Source organism: Nonomuraea sp. bgisy101, from assembly GCF_057708945.1.
On record NZ_JBYITD010000035.1, the window covers coordinates 13,769 to 31,928 of the forward strand.

At 70.9% G+C, this 18,160-nt stretch carries 15 protein-coding genes; 5 read left to right on the forward strand and 10 right to left on the reverse strand.

The window, feature by feature from the left end; genetic code table 11:
• Positions 1 to 12 precede the first annotated feature (12 nt).
• On the forward strand, positions 13 to 477 hold the full coding sequence (locus tag AC3EO4_RS44340; RefSeq protein WP_379582500.1) for a hypothetical protein: 465 nt from the start codon (positions 13 to 15) through the stop codon (positions 475 to 477).
• 21 nt (positions 478 to 498) lie between these two features.
• Here AC3EO4_RS44340 and AC3EO4_RS44345 read toward each other — a convergent pair whose 3' ends face one another.
• From AC3EO4_RS44345 to AC3EO4_RS44360, 4 genes are all read right to left on the reverse strand, one after another.
• Positions 499 to 1,863 carry an ATP-grasp domain-containing protein gene (locus AC3EO4_RS44345; RefSeq protein WP_431901773.1) on the reverse strand — a complete coding sequence of 455 codons (1,365 nt, stop codon included), beginning with the start codon at positions 1,861 to 1,863 and terminating at the stop codon, positions 499 to 501.
• Positions 1,860 to 3,104: an MFS transporter gene (locus AC3EO4_RS44350; RefSeq protein ID WP_431901775.1), complete on the reverse strand. Its 1,245-nt coding sequence runs from the start codon at positions 3,102 to 3,104 to the stop codon at positions 1,860 to 1,862. Before AC3EO4_RS44350 ends, AC3EO4_RS44345 begins: the two co-directional genes overlap by 4 nt.
• Entirely contained in the window at positions 3,101 to 5,119 is a 2,019-nt protein-coding gene (locus tag AC3EO4_RS44355) for a PEP/pyruvate-binding domain-containing protein (protein WP_431901778.1), read from the reverse strand. The genes AC3EO4_RS44350 and AC3EO4_RS44355 overlap by 4 nt, the downstream gene beginning before the upstream one ends.
• 867 nt (positions 5,120 to 5,986) lie before the next feature.
• Positions 5,987 to 7,084, reverse strand: coding sequence for an MASE1 domain-containing protein (locus tag AC3EO4_RS44360; protein ID WP_431901780.1), 1,098 nt, complete (start codon positions 7,082 to 7,084; stop codon positions 5,987 to 5,989).
• 651 nt (positions 7,085 to 7,735) lie between these two features.
• Between AC3EO4_RS44360 and AC3EO4_RS44365 the strand changes: the two genes are divergently transcribed.
• Positions 7,736 to 8,935: an MFS transporter gene (locus tag AC3EO4_RS44365; protein WP_431901783.1), complete on the forward strand. Its 1,200-nt coding sequence runs from the start codon at positions 7,736 to 7,738 to the stop codon at positions 8,933 to 8,935.
• Positions 8,936 to 9,096: 161 nt separating this feature from the next.
• Here AC3EO4_RS44365 and AC3EO4_RS44370 read toward each other — a convergent pair whose 3' ends face one another.
• The 4 genes from AC3EO4_RS44370 to AC3EO4_RS44385 all read right to left on the reverse strand — a co-directional run bounded on the left by AC3EO4_RS44370 (position 9,097) and on the right by AC3EO4_RS44385 (position 13,393).
• On the reverse strand, positions 9,097 to 9,537 hold the full coding sequence (locus tag AC3EO4_RS44370; protein WP_379582512.1) for a MarR family winged helix-turn-helix transcriptional regulator: 441 nt from the start codon (positions 9,535 to 9,537) through the stop codon (positions 9,097 to 9,099).
• Positions 9,534 to 9,746, reverse strand: coding sequence for a hypothetical protein (locus tag AC3EO4_RS44375; protein ID WP_431901785.1), 213 nt, complete (start codon positions 9,744 to 9,746; stop codon positions 9,534 to 9,536). Before AC3EO4_RS44375 ends, AC3EO4_RS44370 begins: the two co-directional genes overlap by 4 nt.
• A 64-nt stretch (positions 9,747 to 9,810) precedes the next feature.
• Positions 9,811 to 12,105, reverse strand: a complete 2,295-nt coding sequence (locus tag AC3EO4_RS44380; protein WP_431901787.1) for a hypothetical protein — start codon at positions 12,103 to 12,105, stop codon at positions 9,811 to 9,813.
• A gap of 28 nt (positions 12,106 to 12,133) precedes the next feature.
• Positions 12,134 to 13,393 (reverse strand): glycosyltransferase, encoded by a 1,260-nt coding sequence (locus AC3EO4_RS44385; protein WP_431901790.1) that lies wholly within the window; start codon positions 13,391 to 13,393, stop codon positions 12,134 to 12,136.
• A 372-nt stretch (positions 13,394 to 13,765) separates the two neighbouring features.
• Between AC3EO4_RS44385 and AC3EO4_RS44390 the strand changes: the two genes are divergently transcribed.
• Positions 13,766 to 14,557 carry a GNAT family N-acetyltransferase gene (locus AC3EO4_RS44390; RefSeq protein WP_379582520.1) on the forward strand — a complete coding sequence of 264 codons (792 nt, stop codon included), beginning with the start codon at positions 13,766 to 13,768 and terminating at the stop codon, positions 14,555 to 14,557.
• 134 nt (positions 14,558 to 14,691) lie between these two features.
• The gene (locus AC3EO4_RS44395) at positions 14,692 to 15,318 is read left to right on the forward strand and encodes a maleylpyruvate isomerase family mycothiol-dependent enzyme (RefSeq protein WP_379582522.1); all 627 of its coding nucleotides are present in this window, start codon (positions 14,692 to 14,694) and stop codon (positions 15,316 to 15,318) included.
• Positions 15,319 to 15,320: 2 nt separating this feature from the next.
• Here the strand turns inward: AC3EO4_RS44395 and AC3EO4_RS44400 are convergent, their stop codons facing one another.
• On the reverse strand, positions 15,321 to 16,535 hold the full coding sequence (locus tag AC3EO4_RS44400) for a cytochrome P450 (RefSeq protein ID WP_379582523.1): 1,215 nt from the start codon (positions 16,533 to 16,535) through the stop codon (positions 15,321 to 15,323).
• Positions 16,536 to 16,675: 140 nt separating this feature from the next.
• Positions 16,676 to 17,077: a winged helix-turn-helix transcriptional regulator gene (locus AC3EO4_RS44405; protein WP_431901793.1), complete on the reverse strand. Its 402-nt coding sequence runs from the start codon at positions 17,075 to 17,077 to the stop codon at positions 16,676 to 16,678.
• Between the two features lie 118 nt (positions 17,078 to 17,195).
• On the opposite strand from AC3EO4_RS44405, the gene AC3EO4_RS44410 reads away from it, so the two are divergent.
• On the forward strand, positions 17,196 to 18,089 hold the full coding sequence (locus AC3EO4_RS44410) for an NADP-dependent oxidoreductase (protein WP_431901870.1): 894 nt from the start codon (positions 17,196 to 17,198) through the stop codon (positions 18,087 to 18,089).
• Positions 18,090 to 18,160 lie beyond the last annotated feature (71 nt).

The window sequence follows — 18,160 nt, forward strand, 5'->3', positions numbered from 1 at the left end:
ATATGGTGCGACATGACCGAAGTGTCCTTCACCTTCCCCGGGGACCACACGCACGCAGTCCCGTCGCTGCACCAGCTCGCCCTGGCGGGCACCCCCGGCTCCTCGTACGAGTCGATCCGCCCGCAGCTGCGCGACACCGACACGCTGTCCTTCTGGCCGATGGTCGTGAACGGCGCCGACGTGGTCGCGGTCGGCATCAACGCGAAGACGTTTCCGCTGGACCGTGAGAACGTCACCCGGCTCGCCTACCTGCTGGGCCTCGCGGACGACGCCCCGCACCAGTTCGTGGTGTCGATCGACTCCGACCCCCTCACCCCGGACTACCTGAGCGTCGAGGTCGGCCTCGGCCGGGTCGAGCTCCGGCTCTACCAGGAGCGCGTGGACACCCGCGTCCGCGTGATCATCCCCGCCGACCGCTGCGACGCGGTACGCGGGGCCCTGACCGCGCTGTTCGCCCAGGCCAGGCCAGTCGCCTGACGGCCGGCGCCGTGGCACCCCCTATGAGGCGGCAGCCTGGCCGAGCCCGTCCTCGAGACCGTCGAGCACGGCGTTGCAGTCCCGCAGCAGCGTTCCGGCGTCGGCGGCGGTGAGCAGGAGGACACCCAGCCAGTTCGCGACGCCTGCGGCCGGGTCGTAGGCGGGGACGGGCCGCCCGGCCGGCAGGTCGAAGGCCGCCACGGGCTCGACGGCGCTGCCCGGCGACAGGATCGCCGGCCAGTTCACGGCCCGCGGCGACCAGGGCGGCGTGCTACGCCACGGGTTCCCCGCGGCGTCGGCGGGGACGGCGACGACGGAGGCGGCCGCGCCGTCCCCTTCGACGAGCATCCGCTCGGGGTAGCCGACGCGTTCGCCGAGCAGCTGCCGGGTGAGCATGGCGATCGGGTCGAGCCCGAACACCTCCTCGATCTGCCTGGTGATCATGACGCCGCCGAACCTCGCGCCGGTCTCGATGACGGCGGGCTCGCCGTCGGCGCGAAGCTTCAGCTCCGTGTGCGTGCCGCACGTGCCGAGCCCGAGCGCGTCCACGGCCTGCCGGGAGACCTCCTCGATCGTGCGCTGCAACGGCTCCGGCAGCACGCACGGCATGAGGCTCGCCACCTCGTTGAACGGCGGGATCGGCGGCAGCCGGGCCGTGATGCACAGCGGGTGGTAGACGCCGTCGGCGACGATCCCCTCGACGCTCACGTAGTCGGCGTAGCCGGGCACGTCGTACCAGCCGTCGACCGAGCCGGTGACGATCTCCTCCACGAGCAGGTGCCGGTCGGCCTCCGTCTCGTACAGCTCGCTCATCCCGGCCTGGTTGCCCTTGTCCAGGGCGGCGGCGACCTGCGTCCACGCGGCCGGCGCGTCGTCCGGCGAGTGGAGGACCAGCTGGGCGATGGAGCCCGCGCCCCACGCCGGCTTCAGCAGTACCGGCGGGGTCAGCTCGGTCAGCGCGGACCGCAGGTCGGCCTCGGCGCGGACCCGGCGGAAGCCGGGGATGGGCACGCCGGCGGCCGCCCAGCTCTCCCTCATGAGCCGCTTGTCGCGGGCCTTCTCGGCGGCGGCGGCGCCCGCCCCTGCCAGGCCGAGCCGGTCGGCGGCGTGCGCCACCGCCAGGACCGCGAACTCCGACAGCGTCATGACGGCGTCGGCGCCGATGGCCTTGGCGTGCCGTACGATCTCGTCGACGGCGGCCTGGCCGCGGACGCCGTCCGCGCCGGCCTCGGTGATGCTCGCGCAGTGCGGTCGCCACCGCTCCGCCCCGGCGACCGGCAGCGGCATGAGCGCCAGCACATGCAGCTCGCCGCAGCGGGCGATGCGCGGGAAGGCGTGTTCGAGCGGCGCGCCGCCCTTGGCGTAGACGTACAGGATCGTGTTCACGTGACGTTCTCCTTCGTTGCCGTGGGTGCCTGCGCGGTGGCATGCCGCCGCTGCTGGCTCCGGCGCAGCAGTACGGCCAGCGCCGCCATGAGCACGACGGTGCCGACGGCGACATGGGTCAGGAACAGGTCCATCGCGCCTTCGGACAGGTAGCCGCTGAGCGCGAGCACGACGACGGCGCAGACGGAGCGGTCGATGAGGGACTCCAGCGACAGCAGCGTGGCGCGGTGCCGCGAGTCGGTGATGGCGGTGTTGACCAGCCGCCGCTGGACGGGGAAGACCAGGCCCGAGGCCAGCGAGAAGACGCACAGGAGGATCACCGTGCCGGTCGCTCCGGTGACGGCCACCAGCGCCAGCGTGGCCGCCATGACCGTGGTGAGCGCGAACACCACCGGGACGTCGCCGAAGCGCCGCAGCCAGGTGGAGCGGGCCGCACCCGCCAGCTCGAAGACCGTGGTCACCGCCATGATCACGCCGAACGCCGCGAGCGGCAGCTCCTTGACGGTGAGGATCGGCTGGAAGAGGTTGGCCTGGCCGATGCGCACCAGCGTGAAGACGGCCACCCCCTGCGCGATGAGCAGCATCAGGAGGGGCGAGTGCCGCAGTACCCTGCCCACGAGGAGCTGATCGCGCACCGACGTATGCCGTCCGCCGTGCCCCTCACCTCCCGGAGGCAGGGCCGGCAGCCGGATCGCGAGCAGGACGGCGACGGCGCAGCAGGCGGCTGACAGCCAGTACGGCGAGGGCGCGTACCACTGCATGAGCACCCCCGCCGCGGGCAGTCCTGCGATGCGGCCGGTCAGCGTGTAGGCGCGGCCGCTGCCTTCGGCCTGCTGGTAGGCGGCGACGGAGCCGGTGCGCTGCAGGTACTCGAACAGGTAGGCGCTGCCCGCGCCGGACACCAGCGAGTTGCCGAGCGCGACGAGCAGGAAGTGGGTGAGGAATCCCCCATAGGACGTCCAGGCGACCGGGACGAGGTTGGCCGCCGTCAGCACGACCGCGCCGGCCCGCAGGAACCTGCGGTAGTCGAAGCGGTCGGCCAGCGCGCCGGTCGGGATCTCCAGCAGGCAGAACGCCAGGTAGTAGATGCTCTGGATGCCGAAGATCTCTCCGTCCGACAGCCCGTGGTCGCGCTGGTAGACGTAGTAGATCGGCAGCCACCACAGCAGGCCGGTGAACAGCTTGAAGCCGTTGAGGGTCCTGATGACCCGCCGGGCGGCCGGTGTGACGCCCGCCGTCATGGCGCTGACCGGTAGGGCCGGATCTGCAGCAGTGTGATCCGGTCACCGTCCATGGCCCACTCGATGTCGACGGGGACCCCGTAGAGGTAGTCGGGGGAGAAGTGGGACTGCAGCAGGCGGCCGATCAGTGCCAGTCGCGCGAGGGAGTCCTTCGTGGCGGTGTCCAGGTCGGAACGGGCGGACCCGAGGGAGATCGTCCGGCCGCCGCCCTCGACGGTGTTGTAGAGATGCTGCAGGGGGTCGCGGGTACCGGAGACGACGTCGGTGACCGAGCCGGTGGAGATGTTGACGTAGACGTTCCTGAAGTCGCGGGGGTCGGCCGGGTTGCAGGTGACCAGGACGCCGCCGAGGGGGACGTCGACCCACTCCTGGACGATCACTCCCATGTAGCAGTCCTCCAGCTGGATGCCGGCCTGTTCGCGCAGCCGTACGCTGCGCGCGGACACCAGCGAGGCCCACACCTCCTTGATGCCGTCGGCGATCGAGTCGAGTGTGCGCGCGTGCAGGACCGACTCGTAGACGCCCGCCGCGGAGAAGCCCGCCAGGTCCTCCGCGTTGGACGAGCTGCGCACCACGAACCGGCCGACACCGGACAGGTGGGTGACGATGGCGTCGTCGATCCGCCGCAGGATGTCGTCGGGCAGCCGGGTCTCGACGATCATCCGCTGGAGTTCGGCGCAGAGGCTCTCGACGTGGTCGGTGCCGGCCTCCAGAGCCATCTTCACGCGGCCGATGGTCTGCTGGATCCGCGGCGAGGACTCCAGGAACTCCTGCTGCAGGGAGAACGGCAGCGCGATGCCGCGCGGTACCTCGACGTGCTGTCTGAGCAGGCGCTCGGCGGCGGCCGTCAGGGCGGCCTCGTCGGCGGGGCCGGTGACCCCGAGCTGCCCGGCCAGGTAGCCGAGGAGGTCGGGCCGCGGCGGCCGGGGGATCTGGTAGAAGCCCAGCCAGCGGCGGGAGCCGTGGACGAGCACATGGCACAGCTCGCCGAGGTTGGCGGCCTTGGTGCCGAAACGGTAGTGGTCGCCCATCCGCAGGTGCGACAGCGGGGTGATCTCGGTGGCGTCCGTCTCCGGCCGTTCCAGCGTGACGCGTTCGGCGGTCCACGGCGGCCCGGAGTCGAGGGTGTCGGGCGGTTCGGCCGCCTCGACGAGGATCCGCGGGGCGGCGGGGTCCACCTCGTACCGCACCCAGGTGCCGTCGAGCCCGGCCAGGCCGGGACGGTCGAGGAGGTCGGTCTGGATGGCGTTGGGGATGCCCCACCCGGTGGCCAGCACGTTGGTGTGGGACAGCGGGGTGGTGTGCTCGGTGTTGACCAGCCCGGAAACCCGGGGGATGTCGTCGGGTACGCGCGGCATGACCACGATGTCGTGCCATTCCACGGTGCCGGCGGCGGCGCGGTAGTCGGCCGTCGACGTGAACAGCCGGAGCCTGCCGTACGTCGTGCCGGGGTTGAGCGGCACGAACGGCGCCTGAGACAGCAGCTCGTGGGCGAGGAGCCGCGGTAACTCCTCCTGCGGGATGCGGGCGACGTGGGATTCCTGCAGGTGGTTGGCCGGCTTGAGGAACAGCGGCACCGACGGGTCGAGGTGCGCGCGCACGTGCCGGTAGAAGGACAGCAGCATGTCCGCCGACATGGTGTCGGCCTCCACCGTCTCCAGCGACAGGAAGACGCGCTCCTCCTCGTCGCCGTCGTCCCGCCCACGCCGGTGCATCGCGAGCAGCCCCAGCAGGAAGCGCCGGTCGGGGCGGACGTAGACGTTGTGGTTGAAGGTGTCGATGTCGCGCAGCAGGACCTCCACCGGCTCGCCGAGGATGTGCTCGGCGATGTACCGCACGTGCAGCGGGTTGCCGGTGCTGTCGATGAAGTGGAACTCCGCCTTCTCGAGGTCCACCACGACCTTCACGAACGGGAACCCGGCCAGGCTCCCGGCGAGCTTCATGAACGTCGGAACGGTCAACGGGACGTCCAGCGTGGCGGGAACGACGGAGGTGCGGGGGAGCGTTTCGCTCATGGTGGTCACCACTGCTGGACACCGCCCGTCGTCGTCGGCGTGGACCTGCTCATGTGATCTCCTGTCGTCACGGCGTGCGAGCACGCGGGAGGACGCCGTACGCGCACCGCGCGGACGGCGCCTCGCTGTCAATAGGTGGATGCGAGGGGGCGGGTACGCCCGATGCGGCTCAGCCGCTTCTCCTGCCCTGGTCGCGGATCATGGCCTGCGACGTCGGAAGGGCTCGCGCGGCTGCTTGGCGCGGCGCGCGGAAAATGCCTGTCGGATAACAGGAAATAAAGTATCCCATCGCGATCAGATGCCCTCCTTGAGAATTACTCTACGAGGCCGCTGAGTTGCGAAGTGCTGATAACTCTTCTACTGCAACCTTAAACTTCTCCTTGCTCAATCACATTGGCCTGCCGGTGCTTGTGCGCCGACGCCGGGTACGACGATACACACGCCTTGCGAAAAGGAAAAATCTTCCCGTCCGCAAGGTGTATGACCTGTGTTTTCGCTGGTTTGTCGACGCTGTCGAATAGGTTATGAATAGTGATCGGGGCATCACGGGGATGAGTCACTGTCCAGTCACTGTGAGGCCTGATTCGCATATGGGTGACCCCGGTTCGCCGCCGTCGTCGGCGGACGAGTATGATCAAGGGCTTAATGGCGGGGGCATTCGCATTGCCATTTGCCCGGACTTCCTTTCCCGATCATGTCCGGGGTGGTTCGCCTGGTGGAAGCGGTCGCCGCTGACCGGCGGCACAGCCGCGCACGTGCTCCACCCTCCAGGGCGGGGAGACACCCTCATCGGGCCGGCCGACCGGGAGGTGCGGGCGCTGTCCATCCACTCGAAGCAGGGTCGGGAAGGACGGGTCGTTCAAGGGCTCAACGCCACAGCTCGCTGTCCTCGTGTCGCGCCGGCGGCAGGTCCTCGGACGGCGCGGAGGGCCACGGTTTCACGCCCTGGCCTCGCTCGAGCCTGACCGCCATCTCGACGAGCCGCGCGCAGATCTGCTCGAGATTGTGATGCGCGTGGTTTCGCTCGGCGATGATCGCCGCGAGCAGCAGCGCGGTCAGCGCCGCCGAGCCGTTGAAGGCCTGCAGAATGACCATGTTGACGAACAGGTCATGGTGGGCGAACGGGCCGATGCCGCGCGCGGCGTTGACGATCGCCACCGTCGAGACGATCAGCACGCATGCCGTGGCCCCCGGCAACTGGAAGCGCAGGGCCGCCCAGATCAGCAGGGGGAAGACGAGAAAGAGCATGTTGGTCGAGGTCGTCGTGGCCGCCAGCGTCACCAGGAATGTGAGCACCACCAACGCCGCGGCCTCCGCCCACCGCCCCACAAGCGCCCGGCGCGGCAGCCGGAGACTCTCGCGCAGTGACAGCGCCTGCGTCCGCCAGCTCGCATGCACCTCTCGCGGCAGCCGGAGCCCCTTGTGCAGCACGAGCAGGAGTGGCGTGATGACCAGCACGCCCATCGCGTCGCCCGTCCACCACACCGACCACGTCGGCCAGAACTCGGCCGGTTGCAGCGCGCCGGAGAGCACCAGCACGCCGCTGCCCAGCGTGGCGCTGACCAGCATTCCGGCGAGGGCGCCGAGGAACACCAGGGCGAGCGCGTCCCTCAGCCGATTCAGCGAGCTGCGGAAGCCCACGCTGGCGAGGAGGAAGTAGGAGCACAGCGGACCGATCGTGTTCCCCACGGAGATCGCCAAGACCGCGAGCATCGACGGCCCGAGCGTCGCGTTGACGAGGAAGGCGCCCAGGGTGATCCCCGGCCAGGCCCGCACGCCCATGAGGAGAAGGCAGGCAAGGGCGATGCCCGTGGGCGGCCACAACGGCGTGACCTGCCCCCGTACCAGCTCCTGTAGAAGCCCCAGCTCAGCGGCTGCGAGATAGACACCTGCCACGACAAGAATGGACAGGCCCTGCGCGACGTAACCCCTGAGCCCCCCGTCGTGCTGCACCAGCCTCACCACGCTAGGTATCAAGACAATCGAGGCTTCGCCCACCTTATCGTGTTGCGAGTCACGGCATAAGGGCTGACCTGGCGCTTCGTGAACGGCGGGGGTTCCGCGGAATGCGCGATGCCGGAGCGGGCATGGTCGTGCGGGACGGTTGCCGTACCGCCGCGAACGCGGTTCCGTGCGCGGGGTCGCCGTCCGGCCGAAGGGATCGCACGATGGAGCGGCTCGAGGAGGACGTCCCTGGTCGCGCCTCGTTTTGCGGCGCAGGTGGGTGGGCATGAACGCCGAGCGGGAGCTTGCCATGGCAAGCCTCGACGGCCTCGGGCGAGTCCCGGTCGGGCTCCCGCGAGCCCCGGGTGCTCGCCCGGCCGTGCGTGCGGCTCGGCTGGGCAGGAGCACCCTTCGCGGACGGGCCCATGCCCGATCCACGCCGGAAGGCTCCGGGGACTCCCGGAGCCTTCCGCCGTCTCTCGCGCTCTCGGCCTTGTCGCGATGTCCCGGCCAGGCGGCCGGCGATCCGCCGAGCGATGATCGTGTCGGCGATGCCCGCCTCCCCCGGCGCCTGTCTGCCATCCCGGCGAGCGGCGCAAAATGGTTGGACTCCGGCCGGTAGAGTCGACAACCTTGGGTTGACGTTTTCGATTCGTTCGAAGGGCCGGCCGCGTGTCGCTGTGGCGCAACAAGAACTTCTCCCTCTTTCTGGTGATCCAGGCGATGTCGGTCGCCGGCGACTCCTTCTCCATGATCGCCATCCCCCTGCTGGTGCTGCGCGAGACCGGCTCGGTCGTGCAGATGGGCCTGATGACCGGACTGTCCGGCGTGGCCTCGCTGGTGGCGGGCGCGTTCGCCGGGCTGGCCGCGGACCGGCTGGACCGGCGACGGCTGCTGATCGCCTGTGACATCGCCAGGGCCGTGCTCTACGCGCTGGTTCCCCTGGTGTGGATCTTCGCGCCCCAGATCTGGCTGCTGTACGTGATCGTCCCGCTGGGTGCGGCTCTGGGCATGGTCTTCCAGGTCACCTACGTCACCGTGGTCCCGCGCCTGGTCGGCAAGGACCAGATCACCCAGGCCAACGGCCGCCTGTACGCGGTCTACGCCGCCGCGAGCGTCGGCGGTCCCGCACTCGCCGGCCTGGCCTCCCAGCGGTTCGGCCCGACGGTCGCGCTCGGCATCGACGCGGTGAGTTTCGCCATCTCGGCGCTGGGCCTCAGTCTCGTACGGCTGCGCCCCGCCGAGGCGCCGGCCGCCGAGCGCGGCGGCTTCCTCGACGGCGCCCGGTTCCTCTGGCGCCACCCGGTGCTGCGCTCACTGACGGTCCTGCTGACGTTCTTCATCTTCCTCACGGCCGGGCTGGACGACATCATCATCTACTACCTCAAGCACGACCTCGGCCAGAACGACGACGCCGTCGGTGTCGTCCTCGCCTGCGCCGCGGTCGGCTCGCTCGCGGGGGCCGCGGTGGTGGCCAAGCTCAGGGGGCGGCTCGGGTTCGGCCCGACCTGGATCGCCGGCATCGCCTTGTCGGGTACGGCTGTCGCGTGCGCGGGCCTGGCCCCCGAGGTCCCGGGCATCGCGGCGATCATGGCAGGCTTCCTGTTCGGCTCCGCCATCGGCGGCATCTGCTCGCAGTCCCTGCGCCAGGAGATCACCCCCGACCACCTGCTCGGCCGGGTCACCTCGGCCTTCTGGACGATCCACTTCGCGCTCGGCCCGATCGGCGCGGCCCTGCTCACGCTGGCCGCCTCCCGCTACGGCGCGCCGGAGATCGCGCTCGCCGTCGGCGTCGCCATCCTCGCGATCGCCCTGGCCGGAACGCTGACGCCGGTCAGGCAGCCCCACCCTGAGCCTGTCGCCTCGACCTGAGCCTCACCGCTCGGCTTCGGCGGCGCGAGAGCGCGACGCCTGGTCCGCCCCGTGAAGGACGGCGGTGAGTGGTGGAGGAGCGCCGGCGCGGGCCTGGGGCGAGGGCCGACGTGGCACCGGTGGGCGGTGCGCACCCGGCGACGCCCATCGGGGGCTCGCGGCTACGGCTGATCGGACTCGAGGTTGGCGATCATGCGGCCCAGGGTTCGCATGAAGGCGTCGATCTCCTCCTGGTCGATCCCGTCCAGCGCCTGGGCGTTGGCCGCCCGCGCGCCCTCGGCGAGGGCGTCCTGGATCTGGCGGGCCCGCTCGGTGAGCGTATAGCGGGAGCGCCTGCGGTCCTCGGGATCGGTGGTGCGCACGATCAGCCCGTCGCGCTGCATGCGGTTGAGCGTGTGGGCCATCGTGGACTGGTCGATCCTGACCCGGTCGCACAGCTCCTGCTGGGTGAGGCCGTCCTCCTCGTAGAGGGCCAGGAGCTGGGCGAACTGCCCCGGCGTCACGCCCGTGCCGGAGATGTTGGCCCGCAGCCCGTTGGCGAGCAGCCTGGCGAGGTGGTTGACCTGGTAGCCGAGGGACGACCGGCGGGGCAGTGAGGTCACACGCGGTCCTTCGCGCGGATCAGGCGGCGGACGCGCGGCCACTGCCACATGGCCACGCCGGACGCCACGAGGACGGGCACGACGAACCAGCGTATCGCCGTGTGCGCGGGGGAGTCCGCGGGCGGCGCGAGGTAGATGTAGGCCACGATCGCCAGCCCGGTGGCGAGGTGGACGGCACGCTGAATCGTGCGGATCTGTTTCGCCTTCATGGCGTCCTCCGATTTATATGGCTTGCCATGGATAATACATGGCAAGCCATTTAAATCAACGGGCTCAACCGGTGATCTCGTAGACGGCGATCGTGCCCTTCGCGTAGCGGAGCGTGGCGAAGTCGTCGAGTTCGGGGGCGACCGGGATCTTCCGCCCGCGGTCGGCCACCAGCCACCGCACGCCGTAGCGCTCCTTGAGCGAGCGGACCGCCTGCTCCGTGGGCGCGGTGAAGGCGGCGTCGTTGGCCGCCAGCAGGGAGAGGTCCCAGAACGGGCGGGTGGCCATGGACTGCCGGTTGACATCCTCCAGTGCGGCCAGGTTCTTGGCCGTGTAGCCCCAGCCTTCGATCAGGACACGCCGCTCCGCGTACGCCGAGATCCAGAAGTGCCTGCTGTCGCACTTCCTGGCGTTGGAGCGGCAGTGCGCGTTGGTCGCCAGGACGTCGCCGGGATCGGAGTGGTCGCGCACCCAGCGCGCGGCCTCGATGCCCTCCCAGGGGATCTCCGGTACCGCTGGGACGTCCGCCGGTGTCAGCGCCCCTGTCACCGACATGATCGCCGAGGGCGCGGAGAACCCCGTGACCAGCAGCAGCACCGCCGCGCGCCGCCACGGGACGCGCCAGAGCGCCAGGGCCACGACGATCACGAGCAGGGCCAGCACGCCGTACGGCAGGACGAAGGCCTTGCTGAGCCCCGTGTCGCCGAGCACGGCGAGCTGGGGCGCCGACGTGTCGCCGGCCGTTCTGAACAGGTGCAGGACGGCCGCTCCTGCGGCGATGGCCGCGACGACGAGCGGCGGGCGCAGCCGCCGGGAGACGGGGTCCAGCGCGGCCAGCACACCGGCGACGGCGACGATCCACAGGTACGGCTTGGCCGCCGTGAGGAAGTACAGCTGGCTCATCCCCGGATGTCCGAGGAACAGCACCGCGCCGAGGGAGCCGAGGCCGAGCCCGAGGAACAGCGTCAGCGCGCGGTCAGGGCCGGACCCCGGATCGCGCCTGGGCCCGAACACCCCCACCCAGAGCGCGGCCCACGCCAGCAGGAGCGTCGCCGAGACGACGGCAGGGGAGAGGGGGAGCTCGTCGATGAGGCTCTTCGTCGGCCAGGTTCCCACCTGCCTGACCGCCGTGGAGAACGGCCACAGCCGCATCCCCTGCGACGCCCCGCCGAAGACGACGAACTGGGCGAACGCCAGTGTCGCCAGCGTGATGGCGCCGAGCAGCAGCAGATCGCGCTCCACCCGCCGCGAGCGCACCCAGTCCACGGCGACGAGCAGGCAGATGCCCGCGAGCAGCAGGGGCAGGTACGTCGCCTTCGCCCCGGACAGCGCGACGAGCAGCACGGTCACCGGAACGAAGATCACCTTGTTCCGGCCCTCGCCACGCAACAGGCTGATCACCAGCAGGCCGAGGGCTCCGAAGAGGGCGGCGCCGAAGACCTGCGTCGGGCTCAGCCACGCCCACGCGTTCAGCGGACCGAACCCGAAGGTGCTGCCGATCAGCCACGCGTAGGGATTCGGTGGTGTGAGCAGATGGGCCGCGGCGAGGGCCAGCACTCCGGCGAGCCAGGAGCGCGTGATCATGAACGCCGTGGCGGGGACGAGCACGACGAAGATCGCCAGCATCGGCAGCATGGACAGCCGATACAGGAGTGTCTGCGCCTCGATTCCGGTCGCCCAGCTCGTGGCGGCCATGTCCGCGTAGACGAACCAGTGGTAGGACAGCGGCTCGCCCGCGACCTGAGGCACGGTCGGCGGCATGTGGTTGCGCAGCTCGCCGACGAGCGAGATGTGGAAGGGCATGTCGACGTAGGGGACGGCGTCGCCCGGCCAGCTCAGTCCGTGGCGCCGGAAGAAGGCGAGCCCGCTGGACACGACCAGGTAGCAGTACACCGCGCTCATCGCGCAGCCGTACAGGAAGGGGACGCGGGGCGCTCCGCGCGACCGCCAGTGCCGGCGCAGGCGCGGGACCGCGAGGAAGGCCACGACGACCGGAACGGCGCCGAGCACGGCCAGCCGCGGCAGGCCCGCGGCTCTGGCCGCCATGTAGGTGAAGATCTCCAGCGCGTAACCCAGGGCCGTCCCCGCCGCCAGGTCGACGGCAGTGGGCAGCGACAGCCTGGTCAGCGCGCGCCAGAGCAGGGTTCCCGGCAGGGTGAGGACGAGCGCGACGTAGGCGGCGAAGAGCGCGATGTCCTTCGGCGGCGTGCCGTTGGCCACGAGCGTCTGCGCGGTCACCACCACGGCGACCACGCCGGGGGCCGCCCCGAGCCACCGCCGTGCCGCCCGGTGCCGGTACGGCCCGCCGGTGCCTTCCGCGCCTGCCGTTGTCCCCGGGCCTGCGGCGATCGCTGCCGTCATCGCGTCATCCCCTGTTGTGTACTGCCGCCTACGGGCTGACGGTCCGCTCCGCGGACCGGAACACCCACCGGTCGAGGGCGACGAAACGGAAGATCGTCACCGCCAGGTAGGCGGCGATGAGAGTGGTGACCTCCATGGCCCGCCCGTGTTCGGGCAGAGCCTGGACGACCGCCGTCACGACGACCGTGGTCACCAGATAGTTCAGGGCGAACAGCAGGCCCGCCCTGAAGTGGGCCCGCAAGGGCGGGCCGCCGTGGCGGCGGAAGGTCCATCGCCGGTTGGCCTCGGTGTTGAACAGCGTGGCGACGCAGAGAGCGGCCAGGTTGGCCATCGCCGGTGACCAGGCCGCGCGCAGCAGAAGGTAGAGGAGCGTGTGCAGCACCGTGCTGACCACTCCGACCATCGCGAACGACAGGAGCTTGGCCAGCAGCGGGTTGCGCGGCTCGGCGATCGTGGCCTGCGGATGGAGCGGGGCGAGCTCGGACCGCCGGGTCACGGGCACCCGCGCGGCTCCCGTGGACATCGCCCAGGCCATGCGCCACAGGCCGCGGAGGTCGTCCCACGCGGTGCGGCAGACCTTGACCCGGGTGTCCACGTCCTCGTACCAGTCGACAGGCGTCTCGTGGATGCGCAGCCCGTTGTACTCGGCGAGCAGCAGCAGCTCCGTGTCGAAGAACCACTTGTCATCGGAAATCTTGTCCAGGATCGGCCGGACCACCTCGGCGTGGACGGCCTTGAAGCCGCACTGCGCGTCGCTGAAGCCGGCCCCGAAGCCGACCCGGATGATCAGGTTGTAGAGGCGTGAGACGATCTCCCGCTTGGCGCCGCGATGCACCCGGGCCGACCGCGCGAGCCGCGTCCCGATGGCGACCTCGGAATGGCCGCTGATCAGCGGAGCCACCAGCGGAAGGAACGCGTCCAGGTCGGTGGAGAGGTCGACGTCCATGTAGGCGACGATGGCCGCAGGGCTCTCGCGCCAGGTCTGCTTCAGCGCCGCCCCCCTGCCCCTGATGTCCAGGCGGCGCGCGAACACGTGCTCGTGGCTCTCGCAGAGCTCCTGCGCGATGGCCCAGGTCCGGTCGGTGCTGCCGTTGTCGGCGATCGTGATACGCCAGGGGAGGGGGAAGGAGTCCGACAGGAAGGCATGGAGCGTCTTGATGCAGCCGGGGAGCGCCAGCTCCTCGTTCAGCACCGGGATGACGACGTCGACGACGGGCTGCTGGGTGCCGTCCGGCGCGAGCTCGGGCCGGAACGCCGTCCTCGTCCGGGCGGCGGTTGCCGAGCTCATCACCGCTCCCTCCGGCCTTCTGCGACGTACGCCGCCGGCCGCCCGATCCCCACATCACCCATGCGTTCACCCGTCCGTTCACCGCGCATGACCATGCCGGCTCGGGTAGCCCCCGGCCCAGACACGATCGTCTTGCGCGGGGAAGGGCGAATCCGCGCGATTCATGGTTCGAGGACCGTGCCCTTGCCGAGCCTTTGCGACAGGCAGACCAAGATGGCCGGATCGGGGGCCTTTCGCCCCGGTCGGCGACCGGGCCTGTCGACCGGGCGGCGGACACGCGCCCCACCGGCAGGTCCGATGGGCGGCACAGGTCCGGGGATAGACTCGGCTGGGACCGATCCTCGTCACCGGACGAGAGGGCGGGTGTGGCTGGTGTCCGATGTGCATCTGACCCATGGCTGGGAGCCTGACCTCGACGCGGGCGACTCCCTGTTGCGCAGGTTCGTCGTGGCCAACGCCGAGCGGAACGCCTTCGTCGCGGCCTGCGCGGGCGGGCGCTGCGGACGCTGGGACGATCTCGCGGCGGCCGATCCCGCATCCCCTGTTCTGTTCGACAACGCCGCGGTACTGCTGCGGCCGCCGCCGTACATCCATCTGCCGGACACGCTGCGGCGGCTCCTCGCCTTCTACCCGCCCGAACGCCACTTCGTGTTCCTGTCGGTATGGCCGACGCCCGACCTCACCTCGGCGGGTCTGGAGCTGATGGGTCATCCTCCGCTCATGCTGCGCCCGCCGGGCGGCACGCCGCCGCCCCTGCCTGACACGCTGCGGATCGTGCCAGTCGAGGATCGGCGCACACTCGACGACTTCGTCGGCACGCTCGTCGAGGCGTACCCGATGCCGGAGGCGAAGGGCGCGATCTTCGGCGACACGGCGGTCCTGCGGGGGCCGGTGAGACTGTTCGTGGGCTACGTCGACGGTCGTCCCGTCGCCACCTCAGGGGCCAGGCTCGGGCAGGGCATCGTCGATGTGGAGTGGGTGTCCACCCTGCCCGAATATCGGGGCCGGGGCATCGGCACGGCCCTCACCTGGGCGGCCACGCTCGTCGAGCCGGGCGCGCCGGCCATGCTCATCGCGAGTGACGAGGGCCGGCCGGTGTACGAGGCGATGGGCTACCTCCGGTTGATGCGGCTGACGATGTGGCACCGGCCGCCCACCGGCTGACGGGGCGGCGGGCTCTCCCAGGTGCCTGACGAAGGGGCCCTCGTCGCTCTCCCGAACGGCCGGCCGCGCAGTGTCGTCCAGGACGGTTCCCGTTCGTCGTCGAGGCGGAAGACCTCCGACACAAGGGAACACCGATGAACGACATCAGAGCGGCCATCGCCGCCGAACGCCGCGACCTGGCCGCCGTGCTGGCCGGCCTGTCACCCGAGCAGTGGGACGAGCCGACCCTGTGCGACGGATGGCGCGTGCGGGAGGTCGTGGCCCACATGACCATGGCCTTCCGGTACTCGCTGCCGAAGGTCGCGCTCGGCCTGCTCATGGCGCGCGGCGACTTCAACAGGGCCGCCGACAGGTTCGCCAGGCGCGACGCGGGCAGGATGACCCCCGCGCAGCTCACCGCCTCGTTGGGTCAGAACGCGAACCACCCGTGGAAGCCGCCGGGCGGTGGCCACGAGGGCGCGCTGGCCCACGACGTGATCCACGGCCTGGACATCACCGTCCCCCTGGGGCTGGATCGGAAGGTCCCCGAGGATCGGCTGCGTCCTGCCCTGCCGGACGATCCGTCGGACAGAAGCGTCGCGTTCTTCGGCGCCGACCTGGACGGCGTCGAGTTTCGCGCCGACGACCTCGACTGGACCTTCGGCTCGGGCACGCCGGTGCACGGCTCGGCCCAGGACCTGCTGCTGGCGATCTGCGGCAGGAAGCTGCCGCGGGGCAGGCTGCGCGGCGCGCCCGCGGCACGCTTCACCATCGTGCGCTGACGTCACGTGCGGGAGGTGACCCACATGGCGACCGGCCGGTAGACCAGGCCGTCGGTCCATGTCACCGATTCGGCCGGCTCGGTCAGGCGCAGCGCCGGCCGACGCGCGACCAGGGCCCGCAACGCCTCGGTGAGCTCGACCCTGGCAAGGCTGGCGGCCAGGCAGCGGTGCGGGCCGTACCCGAACGCCACGTGCGGATGGGGAGGATGCTCGGTGAAGCGGTGGATGTCGAACCTGCCGGGGTCGGGGAAGGCCCGCGGGTCGTGGTTGGCGGCGTTCAGGTTGGGCATGACGACCGTCCCCGCGCTGAGCGAGCCGCTGGGGAAGTCGGTGTCCTTCGTGATCCGGCGCATGAAGGCGCTGGCGGGCGGCCCGTCGAAGCGCAGGATCTCCTCGACGGCGGTGGCCGTCAGAGTGGGGTCCGCGACCAGCTCGGCCCACTGCCCTGGGTGCAGCATCAGGCGGAAGACACCGCGGGCGATCATCGAGGCCGTGGTCTCGTGGCCGGCCGTGATGAGGGAGAACACAGTGTTGACCAGCTCGCCCTCCGACAGCCGGTCGTCGGCGTCCCTGGCCTGGATCAGCAGGTCGATGAGATCCGCGCCGGGTTCAGAGCGATGCTGGGCGACCAGTTCGGCGGCATAGGCCATGAACTCGGTGTAGCCCTCATATCGGGCCTGCTCGGTGGCCGTGGAGGTGGTCAGGAACATGTCCGTCCATCGGCAGAACTGCTCGTAGCGGTCCATCGGCACGCCGAGCATCTCGCAGATGACGTGGCCTGGCAGCTGCAGCGCGTATCCCTGGACCAGGTCGAAGCGGTCGCCCAGGCCGTCCAGGAGATCTTCGGCGATCTTCGCGATGCGGGGGCGCCACGGCTCGATCTGGCGGGGGGTGAACGTGCCCTGCATGATCCGGCGGTAGCGGGTGTGCTCCGGCGGGTCCTGGTTGATCAGCGCGTCCGGATCGTCGTCGATGCCGATGCCGCTCACCAGCCGAGGTAACCCCGGCAGGCGCAGGTTGCGGCTGCAGGTAGGCGAGGCCAGCAGCGCCCGGACGTCCTCGTACCGCACGGCCACCGGAACCCGGTCGCCGCTGGGCATGGTCGCCGGCTCCAGCGGGCCGGACTCGCGTCTGCGGGCGAACTCCGGCGGTGGCGTCCCCAGGGGGCCCGGCACCATGTCCGGCCACGACCCGTTCGAATCCCGCTCGGCGGTCATCGCAACCCCTTCCGGTCCTGGAGCTGCAAGGCGGCCCACGCGGAACGTACGAAACCCCGAGCCGGTGGTCAACGGCCACATCAGGACAGGAGCCGGCGAGGAGCCGGGCGAGGCCCGACGTGAGATCCACCGAACCCGCATCAGCCCGCCTTGTCGTAGCGCTCGCGGGCCGCGTCGACCTCCTCGATGTGGGTCTCGGCCCAGTCCTTCACCGCCGAGAGCAGGCAGCTGAGGCTGCGTCCGAGGTCCGTGAGCTCGTAGTCCACGCGCACGGGCACGGACGCCGTCACCGTGCGGGCCACGATGCCGTCCCTTTCGAGGGAGCGCAGCGTCTGGGTGAGCATCTTCTCGCTCACGCCAGGGATGCGGCGGTTCAGGTCGCTGTAGCGCATCGGACTCCGCTCGCCCAGCGCGCTCACGATCAGGCTCACCCATTTGTCGCTGATCCGCGCGAGGAGCCGGCTGGTCGGGCAGTCCTTGACGAACGCGTCGTACGCGAGACGCTCTTCCGTTCGGCGCTCGGCGGCGGTCCGGGTAGCCATGGCTCCTCACCTCCGGGTCGGGTACGCACTCTGGAGTGCGTACTTCCCAGGAGAGAGTAGCACTCCCTAGGTTCGTAGCAGTGCGGAAAACATCGTTGAAGAAGGAGCTCTGTTGACCATGCGCGCCGCGATCGTGAGAACCTTCGGCGGACCCGACGTCGTCGAGATCGCCGACATCCCGCTGCCCGAGCCAGGACCCGGCCAGGTGCGGATCAAGGTGGTGGCCGCCGCGCTCAACCCCGTGGACGTGGGCATGCGCGCCGGCGTCTTCGGCGGGGACGGCACGCCGATCGGCCTCGGGTGGGACGTGGCGGGGACGATCGACGCGGTCGGCGGGGGAGTGGCGGACCTGGCGGCGGGTGACGAGGTCGTCGGGCTCGCCTACGGTCACCGCAAGCCCCTGGGAACCCATGCCGACCACGTCGTGATCGACGCGAGCGCCGTGGCCGCCGCCCCGCGCACCGCCGACGCCGCGCACGCCGCGACGCTGCCGCTCAACGCCCTGGCCGCGGCCCAGGCCCTGGACCTGCTCGCGCTCGAGCCGGGCAACAGCGTGCTGATCACCGGCGCCGCAGGCGCGCTCGGTGGCTACGCCGTCCAGCTCGCCCACCACAGGGGCCTGAAGGTCGCCGCGCTGGCGGGCGCGGCCGACGAGGACCTCGTCCGCTCGCTGGGCGCGCACGACTTCGTCACCCGTACGGCGACGCCCGCACGGGTGGACGGCGTGCTGGACGCGGCCGTCATCGGCGCCCCCGCGCTGGAGTTCGTGCGCGACGGAGGCGGCTTCGCAGGGGTGATCCCCGGCGCGCAGCCCGCGGGGGTGCGGAGCATCCGTACCGGCGCCATCGAGGTGAGCCCGGACGGAAAGCGCCTCGCCGAGCTGGCCGAGCTGGTCGACGAGGGACGGCTGACGCCGCGCGTGGCCCGGGCGTACCCGCTGGACGCGGCGGTGCAGGCGCACGCGCGGCTCGCCGAGGGCGGTCTGCGCGGCCGCCTGGTGCTGGTGCCCTGACGGAGGGCCCGCCGGACATGGCGCCAGAGGTGGGATCCGCGCGGGCGGGAAGGTGTCCTCTCCATCCGATG

Excerpts from the sequence above, each read along its gene's own strand:
- AC3EO4_RS44375 (WP_431901785.1), bottom strand. The coding sequence starts at position 9,746 with ATGAAGGCGAAACAGATCCGCACGATTCAGCGTGCCGTCCACCTCGCC.
- AC3EO4_RS44380 (WP_431901787.1), bottom strand. The coding sequence starts at position 12,105 with ATGACGGCAGCGATCGCCGCAGGCCCGGGGACAACGGCAGGCGCGGAA.
- AC3EO4_RS44340 (WP_379582500.1), top strand. The coding sequence starts at position 13 with ATGACCGAAGTGTCCTTCACCTTCCCCGGGGACCACACGCACGCAGTC.
- AC3EO4_RS44385 (WP_431901790.1), bottom strand. The coding sequence starts at position 13,393 with ATGAGCTCGGCAACCGCCGCCCGGACGAGGACGGCGTTCCGGCCCGAG.
- AC3EO4_RS44400 (WP_379582523.1), bottom strand. The coding sequence starts at position 16,535 with ATGACCGCCGAGCGGGATTCGAACGGGTCGTGGCCGGACATGGTGCCG.
- AC3EO4_RS44355 (WP_431901778.1), bottom strand. The coding sequence starts at position 5,119 with ATGAGCGAAACGCTCCCCCGCACCTCCGTCGTTCCCGCCACGCTGGAC.
- AC3EO4_RS44350 (WP_431901775.1), bottom strand. The coding sequence starts at position 3,104 with ATGACGGCGGGCGTCACACCGGCCGCCCGGCGGGTCATCAGGACCCTC.
- AC3EO4_RS44410 (WP_431901870.1), top strand. The coding sequence starts at position 17,196 with ATGCGCGCCGCGATCGTGAGAACCTTCGGCGGACCCGACGTCGTCGAG.
- AC3EO4_RS44395 (WP_379582522.1), top strand. The coding sequence starts at position 14,692 with ATGAACGACATCAGAGCGGCCATCGCCGCCGAACGCCGCGACCTGGCC.
- AC3EO4_RS44405 (WP_431901793.1), bottom strand. The coding sequence starts at position 17,077 with ATGGCTACCCGGACCGCCGCCGAGCGCCGAACGGAAGAGCGTCTCGCG.